The 23,155-nt window shown below is 44.7% G+C and carries 14 protein-coding genes; 12 read left to right on the top strand and 2 right to left on the bottom strand.

Translation table 11 applies throughout. The features are described from left to right. Positions 1-453: 453 nt before the first annotated feature. Entirely contained in the window at positions 454-1,539 is a 1,086-nt protein-coding gene (locus tag ACDJ59_RS09590) for a DUF1648 domain-containing protein (protein ID WP_413408591.1), read from the bottom strand. Positions 1,540-1,844: 305 nt separating this feature from the next. Here ACDJ59_RS09590 and ACDJ59_RS09585 point away from each other — a divergent pair, with 305 nt between their 5' ends. The 5 genes from ACDJ59_RS09585 (at position 1,845) to ACDJ59_RS09565 (ending at position 6,204) form a co-directional block, all read left to right on the top strand. Continuing rightward, a complete protein-coding gene (locus tag ACDJ59_RS09585) occupies positions 1,845-2,819 on the top strand; it encodes a phosphotransferase enzyme family protein (RefSeq protein WP_413408590.1) in 975 nt (324 codons plus the stop codon). A gap of 88 nt (positions 2,820-2,907) precedes the next feature. Continuing rightward, positions 2,908-3,153 (top strand): hypothetical protein, encoded by a 246-nt coding sequence (locus ACDJ59_RS09580; protein ID WP_091021024.1) that lies wholly within the window; start codon positions 2,908-2,910, stop codon positions 3,151-3,153. Between the two features lie 426 nt (positions 3,154-3,579). After that, on the top strand, positions 3,580-4,143 hold the full coding sequence (locus tag ACDJ59_RS09575) for a GNAT family N-acetyltransferase (RefSeq protein ID WP_413408589.1): 564 nt from the start codon (positions 3,580-3,582) through the stop codon (positions 4,141-4,143). 240 nt (positions 4,144-4,383) lie between these two features. After that, positions 4,384-4,959 (top strand): TetR/AcrR family transcriptional regulator, encoded by a 576-nt coding sequence (locus ACDJ59_RS09570; RefSeq protein WP_413408587.1) that lies wholly within the window; start codon positions 4,384-4,386, stop codon positions 4,957-4,959. Positions 4,960-5,163: 204 nt separating this feature from the next. Continuing rightward, positions 5,164-6,204 carry an NADH:flavin oxidoreductase gene (locus ACDJ59_RS09565; protein WP_413408585.1) on the top strand — a complete coding sequence of 347 codons (1,041 nt, stop codon included), beginning with the start codon at positions 5,164-5,166 and terminating at the stop codon, positions 6,202-6,204. 219 nt (positions 6,205-6,423) lie between these two features. On the opposite strand, the gene ACDJ59_RS09560 is transcribed toward ACDJ59_RS09565, so the two are convergent. Then, complete coding sequence (locus ACDJ59_RS09560) at positions 6,424-7,443, bottom strand: alpha/beta fold hydrolase (RefSeq protein ID WP_413408584.1); 1,020 nt, start codon at positions 7,441-7,443, stop codon at positions 6,424-6,426. A 143-nt stretch (positions 7,444-7,586) separates the two neighbouring features. On the opposite strand from ACDJ59_RS09560, the gene ACDJ59_RS09555 reads away from it, so the two are divergent. The 7 genes from ACDJ59_RS09555 (at position 7,587) to ACDJ59_RS09525 (ending at position 23,120) form a co-directional block, all read left to right on the top strand. Then, complete coding sequence (locus tag ACDJ59_RS09555) at positions 7,587-8,495, top strand: LysR family transcriptional regulator (RefSeq protein WP_413408583.1); 909 nt, start codon at positions 7,587-7,589, stop codon at positions 8,493-8,495. Between the two features lie 66 nt (positions 8,496-8,561). After that, positions 8,562-9,278 (top strand): class I SAM-dependent methyltransferase, encoded by a 717-nt coding sequence (locus ACDJ59_RS09550; RefSeq protein WP_413408582.1) that lies wholly within the window; start codon positions 8,562-8,564, stop codon positions 9,276-9,278. Between the two features lie 324 nt (positions 9,279-9,602). Continuing rightward, positions 9,603-11,534 (top strand): fructose-1,6-bisphosphatase, encoded by a 1,932-nt coding sequence (locus ACDJ59_RS09545; protein WP_413408580.1) that lies wholly within the window; start codon positions 9,603-9,605, stop codon positions 11,532-11,534. A 192-nt stretch (positions 11,535-11,726) separates the two neighbouring features. After that, a complete protein-coding gene (locus ACDJ59_RS09540) occupies positions 11,727-12,614 on the top strand; it encodes an RCC1 domain-containing protein (protein ID WP_413408579.1) in 888 nt (295 codons plus the stop codon). 612 nt (positions 12,615-13,226) lie between these two features. Next, a complete protein-coding gene (gene fabD, locus ACDJ59_RS09535; protein WP_413408578.1) occupies positions 13,227-16,508 on the top strand; it encodes an ACP S-malonyltransferase in 3,282 nt (1,093 codons plus the stop codon). A gap of 54 nt (positions 16,509-16,562) precedes the next feature. Next, positions 16,563-17,804, top strand: a complete 1,242-nt coding sequence (locus ACDJ59_RS09530) for an FAD-dependent oxidoreductase (RefSeq protein WP_413408577.1) — start codon at positions 16,563-16,565, stop codon at positions 17,802-17,804. A gap of 48 nt (positions 17,805-17,852) precedes the next feature. Beyond that, entirely contained in the window at positions 17,853-23,120 is a 5,268-nt protein-coding gene (locus ACDJ59_RS09525) for an SDR family NAD(P)-dependent oxidoreductase (protein ID WP_413408575.1), read from the top strand. Positions 23,121-23,155: the final 35 nt, after the last annotated feature.

Genomic DNA, 23,155 nt, shown 5'->3' with positions numbered 1-23,155 from the left:
TTGGACAAGTTGGAATGGCTGCCGGAGCTGGTATCGGGGGTATTGCTGTCAACCACAACTTGTTGAACTATATTCCATGGATCGGTGCCTTGCCCTTGTGATTGGCATCGTAACAACATTGCTTGATAATTCCCTATCTAAAAGAAAACAATCGAAACAATTTTTGCAATAAATAAACACTTGTATCATCTTCGTTTGATATATGCCCGTTAACGATGTACAAAACCTCTATAACAATAAGAAAGCAGCTGACCCAAGTGATCAGTTGCTTTCTTATTGTTATAATTCAGAACTCATTAACCCAATGATAGTAGGTCCAACTGCACCAAAGTCTGATGTGATGGGACTAAGTTCGCAGCGAATGAAGCCGTAGACACGATCTCGTCAAGCTTATCGACGGTTTCCGCATACATTTATGTACCGATTGAGGCGAGTACTAACCTCCAAGCCTTGTTACACCACAACTAACAGTACGATAATTCCGAGAAAAATCAGCCAGCATACTGGGTGACCGAAATTTAATCCCCAGCCGACTCCAAACCTTTTCTCGACGATTAGGTTTGGATCCTTGAGATTGAAATAAATCATACCTAATAGCCATTTATCATCATCATGGACAGGTCTGTAATTGGAGCGATCTGCCGATTGCTCCAAGCGGCTTCCACCCTGACCAGCCCAAAACGATAATGCTAAGGCGTATAGGATGATAAAGGCTATTATGATTAGGACAATGGGAATAGCGAAATTGATGTTAAGCAGAGATATCATATTTAGTTGCACGACGGACAACAGGATAACTATTAAGAAGCTTGCTATAATCATAAAACATGACCAAGTACGGCGGAAAGTTACGTCTTGTCTGATGGAACGGTTCGGATCAGTGGGTTGAACCTGCTGCTTCACTCTGCGAATACTCCAATTCTCAAATATGAACACAAGTATTATGAACACTTGCATTATCGTAGGCATAAACACAGAACTATAAGATTTAGCTGCATAGCCGTCTACGTTCCAACTGCTGTTGTAATGGATCGGAATCTGATCAGGAATTAGTTCATAGTTGAGTAGCACAGTTACAATACCAACAACAATAATGAAAACATGGATGAGGAACCAATTACTAGACAAGCTAATGTTTCTTTTCCGAAAACCAGTGTCCACTGCTATGATGGATGGTTCCAGAGCAATAGGCAGCATAGGTAGTAAACTTTTCATTTTGAAATGATAGCTAATGTTTATGACTAGGGAGATTACGACCATGGCGAGTGAATAAGTGACAATGATCCAACTTTGTTGCTTGGAATATTCATCACCGTATATTAGGCAGATGATACAAACAATGAATAGGATGGTATGAAAGGTAGCACTAATCCTAACATATAACTTCCGCATCTGGCGTAGAGGTTCGCTATGAAATTGTACAGCGCTGACGGTGACCCCAAAACTAATCGTCTCTCTTGTTAAATAAGGCATGCTTACCATGAGTATAACGGTAGGTACAAATACAAAGATCATTACTATAACAGGTATTATCGTCATATCATTCGCCTCCTCTTATACATAAGTGTGTATTCGAAAACTCTATAACCTTTAGAGCATATGCGATATGTCCTTTTAACTTAAGGTAGGTAATCGACTTGAATATAAGTTAATTATAAGCGATTTTAGTGGATATATGGGTGAAATTAACATTTGACCAGACCTTTTTGCTACGCAGCGAACTCATCTGATTCTATGTAGGTAAAGGGCAGTAGAGTTTAGTTATAATCAACTTTTATCACCATAAAATAAAGTTCACTTGGTAAAATTGTGAAGTAAAAATCACATTAACTGGAGTGGATACTATGCTTTCTGAAGAAGATTATGCGAAGGTGGCGAAAGAAGCTTTACAGCAATACCCAATCTATTGGGAAAAACTTGTGTATCTCGGAAAGAGTGATAATGTTACATTTCAAGTTCAGACCAACGATGATAATCAAAAGTTTCTTATCAAAATCCATATCTCAACGATTTCCATTCAATCAAAAGGGAATATCGCATCAGAGCTTATTTGGCTTGAAGCCTTGGTTAAAGATACAAATCTCGTCGTACCTGCACCTGTCAGAAATTTTCAAGGTGATCTCGTAACGGAAATATCAACTGATCATAGCGAAAATACAATCATGGTGACTATTCATCATTGGATTCATGGAAGCGTACTTCAAAGAGAGCCAACAAGTAATGAAACTGAAAGTTTGGCGCTCTTAATGGCGGCTCTACATAAACATTCTATGCAGTGGAATGCACCTGAAAGCTTTAACAGACCGATATACAATTCTGGTCATTTATACTCATCACTTAATCAATTAAAACAGTTAGTAAATTTAGAGCTTATCTCAAGGGAATTGTTTGTTCATGTGGAAGAGTCAGCACATAAAATAGCTAATGTGATACAAAACCATAAACGTTTGCCGAGTAACTGGGGAATTATTCATTCTGACCTTCATGAGAGTAACTATGTTTTTTATAAGGATACTCCTCGACCTATAGATTTTTCGAATTGTGGCTATGGCTTTTATTTATTTGATATGGCTGAAACATTTTTGCATCTTTCATCTGATAATAGGAAAGTATTTATTTCATCGTATAGCAAAGTAAATCAACTGGAAGAGAATTATGTCGAGTTATTAGAAGCATTTTTTATTTGGACAATCATTAGGACTTTCGCATTCCATTCTCTAAATCCAAATGAACAACAATCCTTAGCGGCAAATTTTCCATCAGTTATTGAAAACTATTTTAGGAAATATCTTAAAGGAGAAATTTTTTTGTTAAACTAAGGAGTAGCTTAGTGTAATTTCCCGTTTTAGATAACGTTATAATATAAACAGAGTTCAAGACATGAATACAATAAATGGAGGGGTAGGATTGAACAAGTATGTGTTACATATAGTTGCAAGTGTAATTTGCATATTGTTACCTGCTGTTGGTCTCTTATATGTTTTGTGGGATAGCCACCAACCCAAAATAGGACCTGTAGGAGACGGAAAACCGAATTATCCTTCAATATCTCAATGGATATCTATTGGCTCTTCTTTTATTCTTGGAGTAGTTAATTTACCTCTTTCCATAATTCGATATAGACAAAAGGCTAAAGAAGATATTAAAAGTTAATGCTTTATTGCGCTAACGTAGAAATTATAATTGAATAAACGACGAGAATGAAGCTGCCTGTGTTAGACCAGCAGCTTCATTACGTTAACGGGCAGGATAGATGAATTTTGTGAATATACGCCAGGTATGCGAACGATAAAAACATAAACTTTTAAGATTAAAGACATGCTACAGTCTTCAGAATCGCAGAATTCGTCAAAGGAAGTACGATCGAAGAATAAAGAGGTCGAACCCGTCCGAATTTTATGGCTATCAGCCCTTCGATGGTGAAGTGCCTTCATGTACAAGATACGATCATTATCCATTAAACCGGAAGGAATATCTCTTACATGTCTTGAATTCGGTGTAAGCTGATAAAGCGAGTAAAAAAGCAGCGTACAGAAGGGCGATCACGATAAATCTGAATTAAAGCTGGAGGCTAATGAGATGCTGGAATTAGAGTTTACGACTATAGAGGAGTGGGATGAAGCATTGTGGGCGCGGATGGAGCGAATCTATCATGAGGCTTTTCAAAGCGGCGCTAAGACAAAAGCGATTCTGCGCAGTATGCTGGACCGGAAGATTGGTTATTTACACACGGGCGTGCATCATGGAGAAGTGGTTGCGATGGCTGTTACTGGACTGGAGGGGAAGGTTGCGGACCGCATCCTGATCATCGATTACCTCGCGGTTAAACAGAAGTTGCGTGGGTGGGGCATAGGGACCTGGATGCTAGAACAGCTCAGAGCCTGGGCGTTAAGGGAACACCGGATCAAAGGTATGATTATCGAAGCGGAGTTCGGGACAACGGAGGCTCATCAGGAACGCATTCAGTTCTGGCAACGCAACGGGTTCATCCTAACCTCCTATGTCCATCAATATAGAATGGTGCCAGAGCCGTATCAGGCAATGATGCTGCCACTGGATACAAATATGCATGTGCCTGATGATGGTGAAGCACTGTTTCGTTATATCAATGCTTTTCACAAGGTTGCTTACCGGAAGAGTTAGACCGCATTCAATGGAGTTGTGGAAATGAATGAGGATAAACATTCTCTTTTGTGTTTAGTTTAATGTAAGGACCATTAAAAACGGACATATGAAGAACCAGTCTTCACACTTTTGGGAGGATCGGTGCTTTTGTTCATTTATATAAAAATTTATGTTTATCCATTGTGACTATCCTCTTTCAAATAGGATATAAAATGATCACTTCTTGACTGTATGGTCAATAACTGATACATTAATCCCATGAGCAGACCAAGAGAATTTGATGTCGATCGTGTATTACACCAGTCTATGGAAGTGTTCTGGAATCAAGGCTTCAAAGCAACTTCTTATGAGGACCTTACGCGTACTACAGGAGTCAAAAAGCAAAGTTTGTACTGTATTTTTAAAGACAAGCGATCGTTGTTCCTGAAGGCGCTGGCACTTTACCGTGAACAGGTTATAGCGAAATTGAAAGAGATTGAAGCCCTGGATTCGTCTCCCGGTGATAAACTGGATGCCTTACGATATTCCCTTTTAGACGATGAAACTGGCTGCCAAGGGTGTCTAATTGTGAATGCATCACTCGAATTCGGAACAGATGACGAGCAGGTCACACGCGAAGCTGAGCTCATGGTAGAAGAGGTTCAACTGGTATTAGAGAAAATCATAAGTAGTGGCCAGAAACAACAGTTAATTTCCAACCGGTATACGAGTATAGAGCTTGCATCTTACCTAAATAACACCATTCTTGGTGTGAGAGTTATGGAGAAATCAGGTTCATCCCGTGAACAGATCGAGACGGTTCTGCGTACTTCATTTGGCATGATCATGTCTTGATCTTTTTTTTGTGAAATTCTTGACTACCAAGTCAAAAATAATTGAAGGCGGATTAATGCACCACGAAACCTTGAAGGAGCTGGGGCTTTTCGATGAAAATCGTGTATTGATTCATTTGGAAGTAACGTCTAGCTGTTAACCAGGCTGGTTGCTGTTTAACATCTCCTAGGCAATTTATATAAAACGAAATATGTGGAGGTTATTATGAATTATTCTCAATCCGTAGAAGCATTGTTCCAACCTATAGAGTTAGGTCACTTGAAGTTATCCAATCGGATCGTGATGGCGCCGATGACGCGTCAATTTTCTCCGGACGGTATCCCGGGTTCGAATGTTGCGGACTATTACCGCCGTAGAGCAGAGAACGCAGTGGGACTTATTGTGACAGAAGGGACAATAATTAATCATCCGGATGCATCCAATCAAGCCAATGTGCCGCACTTTTATGGCGAAGCTGCAATGGATGGTTGGGCACATGTTGTATCTGAAGTACATGAAGCTGGCGGTCGAATTATTCCACAGATCTGGCATATGGGAGCCAAAGGTCATGTTAATGATTATTCGGAAGCTGAGATTGCTACAATCGTTCAGGAATTCGCACAAGCAGCCTCAGAAGCGAAACGCGTTGGGTTCGATGGTGTTGAAATCCATGGAGCACACGGCTATCTGATCGACCAATTCCTGTATGAGAAAACCAACTCTCGTACGGATCGTTACGGTGGAGATATGATGGCTCGCACACGTTTTGCAGTTGAAGTGATTGAGGCTTGCCGTAAAGTAGTGGGATCGGAATTCCCTATTGTACTGCGTTTATCTCAGTGGAAGACAGATGATTATCAGGCTAAATTGGCTGAAACACCGGAATTACTGGAGCAGCTTCTCGCACCGTTGGTTCAAGCTGGAGTTGATATCTTCCACTGTTCCACACGCCGTTTCTGGGAGCCGGAATTCGAAGGGTCTGATCTGAATTTTGCTGGATGGACCAAAAAACTGACTGGTAAACCGACAATCACTGTTGGATCGATTGGTCTTGATGGTGACTTTACAAGTCTGTTCACAGAAGGTAAAGGCGCAAGTAACGTCGGTATCGAGGGATTGGTACAACGACTTCAGAATGATGAGTTTGATCTGGTTGCTGTAGGCCGTGCTCTTCTAGTCGACCCTGAATGGGTTAAGAAAATTCAAGAAGGACGTACTGATGATCTGGTTCCATTCACAAGAGAGGCGATGACTGTACTTACTTAATTGTAGTTATAATCATTAGGAATATGTATTAATCAAACACACCTTCAAGAGAATGAAACCTTGTCGTAAGATAGGGATATCATCTTGGAGGTGTGTTTGTAATGGCAACCAGAGTGAGTTATCTGGTGGAACTAAAGATGAAAGCCATAGAAATGAGACTGGCATTAGAGCAGAACAGGGACTTGCTAGGCCTGACAGACATCCAATGCAATTGACGATCTATTCATTAGTGCTAAGTGACAACAAGTGTTTTAGATTGTCATCAATCAATTGATTATCGGCACTGTTGATTCCACGACCGGCAAAATGGCCCCAGATCGATTGGATTGGTTTCAAGACAGCATTAGGTATACGCTTAGCTTCGTATTCATTATCGTCTGCTGTGCAGAAGAGATCCGTGCTTCCCGGCATGATACATGCATATGCTTTTATGCTCTGAAGTGCTTTATCAAAGTCTCCGTTATAGGAGGGATTTGCACTGATATCTGCATGTTGGCCTGTCCATAACATGGCCAGAACATTATGCGGATCCATATTCATAAAGCTATCTTCCCAGACACCAGCTACAAAATCCTCCAATGTGTCAAATCCCATATCACGGTAAAGCTCTTCTCTATAAAATGCATGTGATAGTCCCCATCCTGCATAGACCCGACCAACGGCACGCATGTCTGTAGAACTTAGTTGGTTTAATTTACTTGAGTCGAAGCCGACTGCAGATAGCAGTGAAGCTTTCACGCCTTCCAGGACCACAAATGTGTGTGGCCAAGGTTTGGCGATGCCTCCGAAAGGTGCGATTCGTTCAACCATCTCCGGGTAACTTGCCCCCCATTGAAATGCCTGAATACCGCCCATCGACCACCCGACGACGAGAGCAATCTTTTGAATACCGAATTTTTCGGTCAGCAGTTGGTGCTGGAATCGAACGTTGTCATAGATGGTTACCTGTGGAAAGTTGGCCCGATCAAATGGAGGAGGCGTGTTACTGGGAGAAGAGGAGAGTCCATTGCCCAGCAAATTGGGAACGATAATAAAATATTTCTCTGGATCCAGTGCCATCCCGCTGCCAATGAGCCACTCATTCTGAACATGCTGATCCCCAAAAGCCGTTGGATAGACAATAACATTATCCTTCTGTTCATTTAATTTTCCGTAAGTTTTGTAAGCAAGAAAAGCGTTTGGTAACGTCACTCCTGATTGTAAGAGTACATCACCCAAATTAAAAATTTCATAATCCATCGTATAATTGCTCCCTTCAAAATGAGAACCACATGTTCCCTGTGATCTCTTGTACTCAGTATAGAGCTGTGATACTCTCAATAAAAGTGAATAGAATTCATAATAGTATTCAATAAAATTGAAAGACGAAGGGGGATTATCGGATGGAATTGCGTCAACTGAATACGTTTTGTACGGTTGTAACAACATTGAATTTCACGCGGGCAGCAGAAGCGCTGAGCTACGTTCCTTCCAACGTCACGATGCAAATTAAAGCATTGGAAGATGAGCTAGGTGTTCGCCTCTTTGATCGGTTGGGCAAGCAACTCGCGCTCACAACTGCGGGTAAACGCTTTTTAACACACGCCCAAGGCGTTCTTGAAAAAATGGAAGAAGCTCGTAGTGCTGTCCATGATAATGAAAAATTAAGTGGTACCTTAACGATAAGTGCGAATGAGGTTATTTGCTCCTATCGGCTTCCACCTGTCTTCCAACGGTTTCGTTCGCAGCATCCGGGAGTTCGTCTAATCTTCCGCTCAGTTCCGAATCAAGAGCTCAAGCAAACGCTCTTTGAGGGAACCACGGATATTGTTTATATGTTGGATGAACCCATTCGCTCGAGTGGACTTTCCGTGGAATCTTTACTGGAAGAACATTTCCGATTGTTAGCTGCTCCAGATCACCCACTCGCCAAACGAACTGTGCTGCAATTGGAAGATTTTCATGATGAAGTGTTCCTGACAAATGAGAAGGGTTGTCCCTATCGAACGATGTTTGATCGGTCATTTGAGAAAGAGGGCATTGATAGCATTACATATTTAGAGTTCCAAAGTGCTGAAGCCATTAAACAATGTGCAATTTCAGGAATCGGTATTGCCTTTCTTCCTGAGATCGTCGCAGAATCTGAAGTTGAACGCGGAGAACTTGTTGTCCTCCCATGGCAAATTCCGGACTTGCAGGTATATACACAGATGTTGTGGCATAAAGACAAGTGGCTTTCACCAATCATGTTATCTTTTATGGAAGCAACCAGGGAAGTTTTTGGTTCACAGAGTGAGAATAAAACCGTATAGCTTATGTACGAGACATCAAACTGTTGAGCACAGTAAAACGCTGTTGAAAGTGGGGAGACATTATTTATGATTCCATTAGTATATGACCAGATTAACCATTGGGGAAAAGACGATGAATTTTTCCTTGCATTGTTAAAGAGATTACAAGTAGAATCTATAGCTGACCTGGGCTGTGGAACAGGAAGATGGACTACTCATCTTGTTCAGTACGGTTATAAAATTACCGCTATAGATCCCAATGAAGAAGCGATTGAAATGGCGAGAAGTAAAGATACTTCTGGAAATGTGGATTGGATTATAGGTGATAGTGCGGATTTACAAACCAATACCTATGATGCGGTAATTATGACGGCGAATGTTGCACAGGTATTTCTTACAGATGATAGTTGGAAGCGAGTGATCTCAGACGTATTCCGATCCCTAAAAACCGGGGGTCACTTTATTTTTGATACAAGAAACCCTTTGGTAAAAGTATGGGAAGAATGGGAGAAGGACAAAGCTCCTGACTTAGCTAAAGATAGGCTGAGTGGAGAACCTTTAGAAATCTATACAGAATATGAAGGGTTTGAGGGAGATATTTACACTTTCTATGAAATTGTAAAAAATACTAAAACAGACAAAGTGCTAGTTCATGAAAAAATGCAGCTGAGGTTTCAAAATCAAGAAGAATTGGATGAGTCGCTGAAACAAATCGGTTTTTCAAAAATTAAAACATATGGTGATTGGGAATTCAAACAAGCCAATTCTGAGAATAGATCGTTTATTTTTCATTGTGTAAAATAGCAGTTAGTAAAAATGTTGAGAAACAAAAACATGGTCCCATTGAAAGTCGCTATTTTAGCGGCTTTTTTTATATTATCAGTACAAGTTCATGTATTTGAACAGATTGAACACAATTCTTATTTCTAAAATAACTACAGAACATTGTTCATTCAAATCCATTCAATGAAATTTGTTCATATATGATGAACTGGAGTATGATGGGGGAAGGCGATGCTGATAATTATCATATAATCAATACCAAGTATAGAGTGTAAATTTATATAGGTCTAAAGCTTTTGGACCCGGCTATACAACACCATACTTCCTTGAAGGGGGACATCTGTTTTGGATGAGCAATTTCTAGATTTATTGGCCGAGAAATATGATACGGAAGAAAAAATCATAACAGAGATCATCAACCTTGAAGCGATCTCCAATCTCCCGAAGGGAACCGAACATTTTGTCAGTGATTTACATGGGGAGTTTCAGGCTTTTCAGCATGTACTACGAAACGGTTCGGGTACCGTCAAAGAGAAAATCAAAGAATTATTCCGGGAGGTTTGGACGGATCAAGAAATCAATGATTTTGCGGCGTTGGTTTATTACCCGGAAGAAAAAATACAGCTGGTTATAGGGGAACTGAGCAATAAACAGGCTTTGAACCAGTGGTATAGACTAACAATTGAACACATGCTTAAGCTTATTTCTTATGCCTCTTCCAAGTATACACGCTCAAAATTGCGTAAAGCGCTGCCGGAGCAATATGTATATATTGTAGAAGAGCTTCTATACAAGACGGATTCGACCAACAATAAGGATCCTTATTACGAGGAAATATATCGGCAAATTATATCCTTGGGCCAGGCGGACAATCTCATTATCGGCCTTGCTTATACGACACAGCGCCTGGTGGTTGACCATCTTCATGTGGTTGGAGATATCTATGACCGGGGGCCGTACCCCGATAAAATTATGGATACACTAATCAACTACCATTCTGTAGACATTCAGTGGGGTAACCATGATGTCCTCTGGATCGGAGCCTACGCGGGTTCTCTGGCCTGCCTTGCGAATATTATTCGGATCTGCGCCAGATACGACAATCTGGACATCATTGAAGATGTATACGGAATCAATCTGCGCCCACTGCTAAACCTGGCGGAGAAATATTATGAAGACAATCCGCCCTTCAGACCTAAGCTACAGGCTGGCCATAATGTATCAGAGCAGGAAATTCTGCAGATCACCAAAATTCACCAAGCCATTGCCATGATTCAGTTTAAACTTGAAATCCCGATTATCAAGAGACGCCCATACTTTAATATGTCTGAAAGACTTTTGCTGGAGCAGATTGATTACGACAACAATGAAATTAACATCTGCGGGAAAACGTACCTGTTGGAAAACACCTGTTTCGCAACCGTAAATCCGCAGAAGCCTGAACAATTGCTGGAGGAAGAACGCCAGGTGATGGAAAAGCTGTTGTTCTCCGTTCAGCATTCCGAAAAGATGGCCAGACATATGAATTTTCTCATGAAAAAGGGTAGTCTTTATTTAAAATACAACGGGAATTTGTTAATCCACGGCTGTATTCCTTTGGATGAAGAAGGAAATATGGAAGAAATGCAGATTGAAGACAAGACATATGCGGGCCGTCAATTGCTCGATGTTTTTGAAGATAACTTACGTTACGCCTTTGCGCATCCGGAAGAGACAGAAGATCTGGCGACGGATATGGTATGGTACATCTGGACAGGGGAATGCTCCTCGCTCTTTGGAAAGAGAGAAATGACCACTTTTGAACGGTATTTTATCCAAGATAAAGAAGCACATAAAGAGAGAAAGAATCCGTACTACCATTTACGTGAAAATGAAGAGATCTGTCGAAAAATCTTGCAGGAGTTTGATTTGAATCCCGATCATGGACATGTCATTAACGGCCACACGCCAGTCAAAGAAATTAGTGGAGAGAGCCCTGTTAAAGCAAACGGAAAAATGATCGTGATTGACGGCGGTTTTTCCAAAGCCTATCAATCCACAACGGGCATTGCCGGATATACCTTGTTGTACAATTCCTTTGGCATGCAGCTCGTCGCCCATAAGAAATTTAACTCAAAAGAAGATGTCTTATGTAACGGAACGGACGTGTTATCTCTAAAAAGATTGGTGGACAAAGAACTGGAACGGAAACTGGTGAGGGAAACCAATGTCGGGGAGAAACTGCTGCAAAAAATCTCAAATTTGAAGGATCTACTAGAATATCACTACATGAAATGAAACGATTGCTAAAAGTACACATCCGGATCAACCGTTTGAGTGCAATATGACGTAGACGCTCGTATTGGGAAGGGAAGTAATAATACCCTGCCTGTACGAGCCTTTCTTTTGTAACAGTGCGATTTAACAACAAACTTTATGACTTACAGTTGAACTAACGGCGGATTTTCAATTTGTGGAGAGGAGTAAGATATGGACTACAATTCACGGAATGAAGCGGTTTTTGAGACGAAACGGTTCCGTAACTGCACCATAGCGGCGGGTCGTCGTCATACCGTTGCTCTTATATCTGACGGAACAGTAACAGCTGTGGGTGATAATAAATATGGTCAATGTAAGGTAAGCGATTGGTGCCATATCGTCGCAGTTACAGCTGGTAATGTTCATATGGCTACGAACACGGGTAATGCACATACCGTTGGTCTTAAATCTGATGGTACGGTAACAGCTATAGGTTGGAATAAGCATGACCAATGCAATGTAAGCGAATGGCGCGATATAGTAACAGTTTCGGCAGGTTGGTGCCGTACGGTTGGGGTTAAATCAGATGGCACCGTGGTGGCGGTGGGGCGAAATAATGAAGGGGAATGCAACGTGAGCAGCTGGCGCGATATTGTATCGGTCACGACGGGTGACTGGCATACAGTCGGCCTAAAAATAGACGGAACGGTAACAGCAGTTGGTAACAATAAATATAACCAATGTAGCGTAAACAACTGGAGCGACATATTAGCTGTTTCGGCGGGGTATCTTCATACGGTTGGGCTTAGATCGGATGGTACGGTAGTGGCTGTGGGTAGAAATAATGAAGGCGAATGCGACGTAAGCGGTTGGCGCGATATTGTAGCAGTTGCAGCGGGGAGTTATCATACCGTTGGTCTTAAGTCCGACGGAACGATGGTTGCTGTGGGTTCGAATAAATATCACCAATGCGATGTAAGTAGCTGGCACGAAATTCGAGCTATTTCGGCGGGGTGTGCCCATACGATTGGACTGAAATCGGATGGTACGATGGTTACTGTGGGTGATAATGATTATGGACAATGTGATGTAAGCGGATGGAGTAACATTCAACAATAAATAAGGGAATTTTATATCGAGGAACAAGAACATGTTCCCGTTGAAGTCGCTATTAAAGCGGCTTTTTTTGTTTTACTAAATAAAATGCGATGTGGCGAGATAAAAGCAGCTGTTAAGCTGACAATTATATATTCGATGAATAAATTTATAAGTTCGTTAACATATGCGAAAACGGCGGAAGCTTTAATATAACTTCTCTTCAGTTAGACAAAGCATAAAAGTAACATCAATTGTTATTTATTTGGTCGTTATCTATTTATTAAATCATTCCGAGAATCTGATTTATGGTAAAAAATAATACAAAACTACACCGTTTTTCTATTTTTATATTTAAAATACGATGTTATTCATCATTTTACGATATGCAATGACTACATTTACAAAATCCATCATTTACAAAAATTACAAAATTGATTATAGTATATTCAACAAGCTTTTCAACTAATTCAATCGTTGTTTCGGCACGTTGAAGATAGGAAAATGCACATATAATGATAGTTATGCGTTAAATTACAACCTTCTGTCCCTGATCAACGGGGATAGCGGAGTTTATTTGATATCTATTGATGTGCTTGTAAGGAGGTGCTCAGACTGAGCGATTCCGTTGTTTTTATGTTTTCTGGACAAGGATCGCAATATCCGCAGATGGGGAAGGATCTGTTTGAGCAGGATGCATTGTTCAGGGAAACAATGCTTGCTCTGGATCAAACGGTGTTGGAATGCGGGGGCGAGTCAATCGTCCAGTATATGTACGGCGAATCGTCAACCGATGAGGACCGCTTCGAACGTACCATTCTGTCGCATCCCGCCATCTATATGGTGGAATATGCACTTGCCCAATCGTTATTGACTCGTGGCGTGATCCCTGATTACGTCCTTGGCAGCAGTCTCGGGGAATTTGCCGCCGCTGCCATTGCGGGCGTATTCAGTGCAAAAGTTGGCTTGCGCTGTGTTATGAAGCAGGCAATACGATTCGAGCAACATTGCCCTTCTGGCGCGATGTTAGCGATATTGGGAGATGCATCTCTATATCCGGAACTTCCGGAATTTGAATATTGTACCTTGGTGTCCGTCAATTATGACGGGCATTTTGTTATTTCCGGACCGGTGCATGCACTGACAAAAGCACAGGAGTGGCTCACATCGCATGCTGTGCTAAGTCAGATGCTCCCGGTTTCATTTGCCTATCATTCTCAATGGATTGATAGTGCAGAGGCAGCATACACGGAGGATTTGCAGGCATTTACATTTGCCGCCCCTCACATACCGTTAATCTCCTGTATGACTGGAGGGCAACCTGCCCGAATTGCACAAAATCACTTCTGGCAGGTTGCCCGAAAACCAATTCTCTTTCGCGAAGCAATACAAAAGCTTGAATCTGCCGAACCGCATCACTATATCGATATCAGTCCAGGCGGTACGCTTGCAGGTTTTGTGAAGCGGCTTGCAGACAAACAAGCTTCATCAGCGGCAGTCGTTTTGTTATCTCCCTTTTACAGGGATAAGGAACAATTGGAGAGCGTGGCCAGGCAATATCAACTGCCGTCCATGAACATTCAGAGGGGAGAGCAGACCATGAGGGCTTATGTATTTCCAGGACAAGGCTCGCAGTTCAAGGGCATGGGGCACGACGTTTGGAATCTTTATCCGGACCTGGTTCGCACCGCAGATGAAATATTGGGATATTCCATACGCGAGTTGTGTCTCGAAGACCCCGGAGACCGACTCAAACGTACGGAATACACCCAGCCGGCCCTGTACACCGTGAATGCCCTGATGTACTACAGGGAACTTGAGCAACAGGGGAAGCCGGACTATGCTGCGGGACACAGTTTGGGTGAATTTAATGCGTTGCTGGCTGCAGGCGTGTTTGATTTTGCAACCGGACTACGTATCGTACAGTTCCGCGGTGAATTAATGGGAAGGGTAGAGGGCGGTGGGATGGCAGCTGTGATCGGGCTTCATGCGGATGTTGTGGGTAAGATTCTTGCGCAGCATGGCCTTGACCACTTGGATATCGCTAATATGAACAGTCCCAGTCAGATCGTTATTTCGGGTCCGCAGGACTTGCTAGTCCAGGCCAAGTCTGTGTTTGAGCAGGAAGGTGCATCCAATTACGTCATCTTAAATGTGAGCGGCGCATTTCACTCCAGATATATGGAAGCCGCCAAGCAGCAATTTGCTGCATATCTCAAGCAATTTCAGTTTGCTGCCCCGACGCTATCCGTTATTTCCAATGTTGGGGCAAGACCCTATACAATCGATCATCTGCAACATAACATGGTGGAGCAGTTGACGTCCTCTGTGCAATGGACCGATACCATTCGATATCTGATGGGAAAAGGGGTTAACGACATTGTACAGATTGGACCCGGGACGGCTCTAAGCAAACTCGTAAAGGCTATCCAAGCTCAGGCTCAGCCACTTTTTGTGGAGAAATTATCTGTGGAATCGCCTCCGGCTTCACCCGCAGTGATAAAGGACGTACCTAAAGATGAATCATTGGGAGTATCTGAGACCGCTGCCCATCCGTTCAGCAGTTCGCGGCGTTTCCAATCTGAACGGATGGGCAGCGCTGAATTCAGGCAGGATTACGGTTCCAGGCTGGCGTACGTTGCGGGAGGTATGTTCGGCGGCATTTCATCTGTAGAGATGATCACAACACTTGCGAAAGCTGGCATGGTCGGCTTTCTTGGAACAGGTGGACTGCGCGGTGAAGAGGTGGAAGAAGCGGTGATGTCCATCCGCCAAGAATTGCCTGTCCAACATTGCTGGGGATTAAATGTGCTTCATGATCCTCTCCACCCTCAGCGCGAGGAAGAGATGATCAAGTTAATGCTTAGATTGGGCCTGAACAAGATGGAAGCAAAAGGATTTCTGGGCATGACTCCGGCAGTTGTCTACTATCGGGTCAAAGGAATCTATCGCAGATCCGATGGTACTGTGGCTTCATCTCATCTTCTTCTCGCCAAATGCTCTCGTCCAGAGGTAGCAGAGCTGTTTATGAGTCCAGCTCCGCAACATATGCTGGACCAATTGCTGGTTGAAGGACGTATTTCCGCTGAACAGGCCCAATGGGCGCGGCAATTGCCGATGGCGGATGACATTTGTGCAGAAGCCGACTGTGCCGGATATACCGATGGTGCAGTATCTATGACCCTGCTGCCTGCCATGCTGTCCCTGCGCAATCAGATGATGAAAAAACATGGTTACGCCAAAGCAATCCGGGTCGGTGCAGCTGGAGGTATTGGTACTCCCCAGGCGGCCGCGGCAGTATTTGTCATGGGGGCGGACTTTATTCTGACCGGCTCAATTAATCAATGTACGGTCGAAGCCAATACTAGCCAACTCGTAAAGGAACTGCTTCAGCAAATCAACGTCCAGGATACCGGATATGCGCCCGCAGCAGGCATGTTTGAACTGGGAGGCAAAGTACAGGTGCTGAAGAAAGGCGTTTATTTTCCTGCGCGTGCTAACAAACTGCATGAGCTGTATCGCCAGTACGACAGCATTGACGAGATCGATGAGAAAACAAAAACAAGGCTTCAGGAGCAGTATTTCAAAAGGAGCTTTGACAGCATTTACGCGGAGATGGAATCTGCTCTTACGACCCAGGAGAGAGCACTTGCCGAACGTAGTCCCAAGGCCAGAATGGCCGTTATTTTCAAATGGTATCTGGAGCACTCCGCCAAACTGGCGCTTCAGGGGGATGAGAATCATCAGCACAGGGTGGACTTTCAGGTATATTGCGGTCCGGCACTCGGTGCTTTTAATCAGTGGGTACAAGGAACAACGCTCGAATCCTGGACACAGCGCCATGTGCATCTGATCGGAGAGAAGTTAATGGAAGAGACAGCCCAGCTGCTTAACGAAAGCCTGCTTCAACAGGTATAAACCGGTCCAGCACAATTAGATGCGCAGTGAAACAAGCCAATAAGGAGGAATCGAATGGATATTGAAAGTGAAGTACTCATTGTGGGGGCGGGCATTGCAGGCGTGGCGCTGGCACTGGCCATGGGCAGAAAAGGTCGACAGGTGGTGTTGATTGAACGCTCAAAACAATTTCCCAACATTCCCAAAGGTGATTTTCTTCAGCCGGTAACGATCGATCTGCTGGACAAGCTTGGCGTTCTTCCTGAAGTAACCAAACACTGCGCTCATATAGCACGGGTAAACTACGGCACGCTTGGGGGTGTCAACTGTTTTACGGGTAGCTATGAAAAAATGGACATACCTGTGCGTTATGCATTGAACGGGGACCATCACCACATTCATCAAAGCCTGTTTAATGCCATTGAGGAAATGCCCAACGTACGCTTCTACCCAGGCATGAACGCAGGAAAACTGTTGTTCACCGATCACTATGTGAGCGGAATCGAAGCAGATTCGGCGGGCAAAACGGTACGCATCGGCAGCAAAATCCTTGTCGGGTCAGACGGCATCAAGTCCAAAATTCGTGATCAACTGGGGCTTAAATATCACCTTTATCCTTATGAGGAAAAGATGGCAAAAATGTTCGCTTTTACTTTTCACGATGTCACACATACCAGGGAAGAGGCCAGCTTTTTCTTTGGCGAAGGTGTAAGCTGCGGAGTCTTTCCTTTGCCCGGTCAAAGGCTGAGGAGCTACCTAGCTTTGCGAAAGGATATATGGCAGCGCATCCGGGAGGACGGTATCGAATCGTTGCGCGGCATGCTGCTATCTCTCTGTCCGCACTTGCAGCAAGAAATAACGCAGATCGTGGATTTCAAACAGGTTCAATCCATTCCGGCCTATTATCTGCATACCGAAAAATGGGCGATTAACGGCGCCGTTCTGCTAGGAGATGCATGTCATGCTCTAAGTCCGGCACTGGGACAGGGTATGAATCTGGCGATTCAGGGTGCTGTCGAACTGTCGAATACGTTGGAAGAAGCGCTCATTACGAATGACTGCTCGGAACGTCAGCTTCGCCTGTATGAGAAAAAAAGAAGGAAATATGTGCGTCTCATCCAGCGTAACAGCACAGCTCATACCTATTGCTGGTTTGTGAAGAACCGCACCTTTGTGACACTTCGCAATGCTGCTTTTCGTCGAATTGGCAAGTGTCCCAATCTGCTGAAGGAACAAATGCTGACTACCTCGGGATACAGTGACAAACCGCCGTCATTCTCACACATGCTGCGCTTTGCGGGAATTATGAAGCCTTGATGAGATGAAAGGTCAGTATGCCGATACCAAAGGAGAGGAGACATTCAGATGGGAAGCAAAAGGACGGAAATTGCCGTTGTGGGTATGGCCTGCCGTTTCCCGGGAGCCGTCGGATATGATTCATTTTGGGAAAACCTGATTCAAGGCCGCAATTCCATCTCCGAGATTCCCCCGGAACGCTGGGACTTGGAGAAGTTTTATTCATCAAACTCGAATGACACGGGCAAAACCTCAAGCAAATGGTGCGGGTTGGTCGAAGGAGCATATGATTTTGACCACAGCTTTTTTAACATTTCCCCGCGCGAGGCTGCGAGCATGGATCCACAGCAGCGTTTGCTTCTCGAAGATACATGGCATTGCATCGAGGATTCGGGCGTTTCTCTGTCGGAGCTTCAGCAGAAGGTGACAGCTGTTTATACCGGCGTGATGACAGCGAGTTATTTGCAGCAAATGGAAGCCTCACAGGCGGACAGTTATGCCTGTCTTGGCAATTATGAGAGCTTGCTTGCGAACCGGATATCCTACGCGTTTAATTTAAGTGGCATGAGCCTGCCGATTAATGCGGCCTGCGCTTCCTCACTCGTGGCTATTCATGAGGCGAGACGGGCCCTGATTCTGGGAGAATGTGATTATGCCTTGGCTTCTGCCGTGAATTTGAATCTCGATCCGCTCAAATATGTTTCCTTTTCCAAATCGAGAATGTTAAGCCCGACAGGGCAGTGCAAAACATTTGACCAGAGTGCGGACGGATATGTCCCGGGAGACGGGGTTGCTGTATTACTTCTACAACGATTGGGGGAAGCCGTTGAGCAAGGAAATACGGTTTATGGCATCATTAAAGGCTCTGCTGTCAACCACACGGGGAAAAGTTTGTCCATTACGGCACCTCGCATGGAGGCGCAGCGTGATGTCATTTTGGCTGCGTGGAAGGCTGCAGATATCGATCCTCGCACCATTACCTATATTGAAGCACATGGGACTGGCACCTCGCTGGGGGACCCGATTGAGGTCGAGGCGTTAACTCAGGCATTTCGGCACTATACCCCGGATCGGTCATTCTGTAAGATTGGATCGGTTAAAACAAATATCGGTCATCTGGAGAGTGCAGCGGGCATAGCTGGTCTTATTAAAGTGATGATGATGATGAAACATCGGAAAATTCCGGCCTCTCTTCATGTGAAGGAGCTGAATCCGATGATTCCTTTTTCGCGTACCCCGCTGGAGGTTGCACGGAAACAAGAGACTTGGCACAGTCGGGAGCAGGGGCAGACTTTACGCGCAGGGATAAGTTCATTCGGTTTCGGAGGTGTAAACGCCCATGTTGTGGTCGAACACTACGAACCTGCTGCTAAACCCTCTGTTCCCTCCAAGCTATCTGTTCAGCAGGATTCCAGAGAGCCCTCCCGATTATTTCTGCTGTCTGCCAAGTCGGAAGCGAGCTTGCAGGAGCATGTCGCAGATTGGCAGCAGTGGTTCGACAGGCATTCTAATGCGGAAGATACACTACGGGCCATCAGCCTGTCGCTGCTTAAAGGCAGAGAGCATTTCAAATATCGGTTTGGCGGATGGGCTCATACCCGAGAAGAGCTCAGGACATTGCTGAATTCCGACTGTTACGGCAACACGCCAATTGGAGTATCCGCAAGGTATCTGAACATTCAGAGTCCCAAATGGGAGGGATACGCCCAATTGAAATGCTCTGGACATACGTCTCAGTTATTACTGCGTAAGGCAGAAAGGCAAATCGAGGCAGCATTAAAAGCAAACGGCATGAGGGAAGAATGGGAAGACTTGATGACAGGGTACTATCAGGATACGTGGCATGAAGATTGGCGAGAATTGTATTGTTTTATAGCCGGATATGTTCATGCTGCTTCCTTGATTCAACTGGGTTTTGCCCCTCGGTGGATTCAGGGAACAGGAATTGGCATGCTGATTGCATGGGTCATTGGAGGTCACATTTCTGTTGAAGATATGATCTCCGTGCTACTCAAGCAGAAGGGTGCCGAAGACGTGAGACTGTGCAGCCCCATATGGCCTGTCATGCAAGAGGGAAGCTCATCCCTAATCATGCCCTTTGCTTTTGATGATTCCTATGTACATGATTTGATTCAATCTGTAAGGATGGTGGAGGAACAGGCTTACGACGGGTTCCGAGACGAATTGATGGATCGTGCGCATCGTTTATACACCCATCAGTATACGTTCAGGAACTACATAAATGAATGGAATGACGAATGGCAGGAGAGCACGGGAACAACCATCCCATGGCCGTTGCAACCAACGTCTGACAGCAGTAGTTCAAGCGAATCTTTCCGTTCCATGTCGGCTGTGCTATGCATTGCAGTCATGGATGCACTGCGCAGGGTGAAACGAAAGTGGCAGCTTCAGGTATCGGAAGAGTCAGACATTCCGGCTGTACAGGAACTGCTTGATCTTCTGGCCGATAAGGTCATTACTCGGAGAGACATTATCGAGATGTTGTTGAACGAGACAGGGGAACATCATGAACTTTCACGGATCACAGCGCAGTTAAACCAGAATTCCGGACTCATGCTGCCAGAACGCGCGTACACACTCATTCGTCAGCATCAACAGCGGACAGGTGGAATGCACAACGCACTCCAAATTCTACATGACTTCCTGCAACCCGGTAGTGAAAATGAAAAGGATCGCAAGATACCTCTACCTCATTCAGAAAAAGCCACTGACTGGATGAAGCAGACCGGACAAGAAGCAGAGGAAGCGACCTTGGAATTACCATTTCACGAAAATGTACTGCGATTATGGCTGTCCGGCATGGAGCTCGATATGCGTCAACTTGCGGAAGAGGGGCCTTATCAGAAAGTACGGTTGCCACGTTATGCATTTCAAAGAAAAACATTCCGTTGGTCTGCCAACTTGGGTAGAAAAGCGAAGGATTCCTTCCAAGAAACGAAAAGCAAAAAAGAATATGATCGGCTTCATCCAATGCTTCACCGCAATCTTTCGGCTAATCAGAACACAAGATTCTGTTCGGACTTTACAGGGCATGAATTTTTTCTCAACGATCATCGGGTTCGAGGGCAACGGGTACTTCCAGGTGTGGCTTATCTGGAGATGGCCCGCATGGCTTTGCACAGTGTAAACCAAGCGCCCTCTTCCTCCTTTGCGGCGTTCCAGATTAAGAATGCAGCCTGGACAAGTCCGATTTTCGTGGATGAACGTCCGGTTGAGGTATCCGTTCGATTACATTACGAAGACACGGAACGGGGAATTCTGCGATATGAAGTCAGTGAAGATGGCAGCGAAGCCCCAGATCGTCTGAGTTGCGGCACAGGCCGCGTCTCCTTGAAATCGTTGGCCCCTGTTGATCGTCTTGATATTTCATCTCTGATTGCAGCCATGCGAGAGGAGAGTTTGTTGGATCATGAGACCATCTATGGCCGCTTGCGAGAACAAGGGCTGGAGTATGGACCAGGTCATCAGGCGATTGAACGAATGTACATCGGCTCGGGTCAGGCTCTTGCACACCTGAACATCCCTTCCCATATAGAGCATACATTGGGCGATTATGCATTGCATCCTAGCATAATGGATGGGGCCTTGCAGACAGCGATGTTATTGCTTGACGATAACGCCACCCTTCAGAATCAAGAGGAGGGAACGAAACTCCCTTTTTATATGGAAGAAATGGATTGTTTGTTGCCGTGTACAGCAGAGATGTGGGTGCATGTGCATTTCAGTGATGGTTGTCCAATCGGAGGGAACGTGGCGAAGCTGGACATGGATCTAATGGATGCTGATGGAACCGTCTCTGTCCGGATTCGGAATTACATGTGCCGCAGCATGCCGGGGGAGACGAGGCAGCAGTGCGTGATGCAGGATGCGGAGCGGGCAACGATCACCAGGGATTTGCACGAAGATTTTCCACCTGGTACAGAGTTGCTGGCTCCTGTGTGGAGTGTGCTTCCATCGGAGAAAGACAGCAGGATTTCTTTGGAGAGTCTCAGAACGGCCATCATTGTTGCAGAGACAGTAGAGATGAGCGGATACCTTGATGAGGTCACACATCAATATCCGGGAGCTGCGCTGATATTGATGAAACCTGGCGAAACTGTGGAGCAAACGGCCCAAAGACTGGAAAACTGCGGACAGTTTGACCATCTGGTATGGGTCTCGGGGTTGGGCAACGCAGAAGGGAAGGATGGCAGCGCGATCACTCAGAGCCAGGAGGAAGGCGTGATTATTGTATTCAGTTTGGTCAAAAGTCTATTGCAGCTAGGGTATGACAGAATCCCTCTCCAATGGACCGTAGTTACTTTTAGTGCCATAGCCATTCATGCCCAGGATGTAGTTCATCCGCTCCATGCAAGCATACATGGCTTCCTCGGTTCTTTGGCCAAAGAATACAAAAACTGGACGTTCCGGGTAGTTGATCTTGATTTAGCAGATCGAAGTCTGCCAGCGCTGAGCGACATGCCCATTGTGCCTGAGAACTCTTGGAGCAATCTGACTGTCTATCGGGCCAAACAGTGGCATCGCTGCGAATTACTGCCTGTTAAACTGCCTTCCATTCAGCAATCGGCTTATCGACGCGGCGGCGTATATGTCGTTATAGGCGGTGCTGGCGGATTGGGTAAAGTTTGGAGCGAGTATATGATTAGTCACTACAACGCTCAGATCATTTGGATCGGACGAACACCGCTCAACCCCGATATTGCAAAAGAGCAGGAAAGGCTTGCTCTGACAGGCCCGGCTCCAGAATATATATCAGCAGATGCAGGCAGTCCCGATTCCTTGCATGAGGCTTACAGGTTAATCAAACAACGCCATGGAACCATTCATGGTGTAATTCATGCTGCCATTGCACTCAGAGACAGCAGTGTAATGAAAATGGACTTGCCACAATTCAATGAAGGATTATATGCAAAAGTCAACGTATGCGCGGGAATGCTCGAGGTCTTTGAGAAGGAGTCGCTTGATTTTATGCTGTTTTTCTCCTCCATCAATGCGTTTGCCACACCTGCCGGGCAAAGCAATTATACAGCCGGGTGTACATTCAAGGACTCATTCGCCCAGTGGCTTCATCGTTGTCTTCATTACCCTGTTAAAACCATTAATTGGGGGTATTGGGGGAGCACCGGAACGGTGGCTTCTCCAGCTTATCGTGAGCGGATGACCAAACAGGGCATTGGCTCGATAGAGCCTCGCGAAGCGATGGCTGCGCTTGAACTGCTTCTGGCCAGTTCGCTTCCTCAACTGGGACTCGTCAAAATCATTGGTGAGGCAAAGCCATACGCGATAAGCGAGAAAGAATTCATGACAGTATATTAGGCATGAAGCGTGTAATCCAACAGGAGGGCGAAATC

The sequence above is a fragment of the Paenibacillus amylolyticus genome (genome assembly GCF_047302515.1).
GTDB classification, from domain to species: domain Bacteria; phylum Bacillota; class Bacilli; order Paenibacillales; family Paenibacillaceae; genus Paenibacillus; species Paenibacillus amylolyticus_G.
This window is presented reverse-complemented; position numbering and strand designations above follow the sequence as displayed.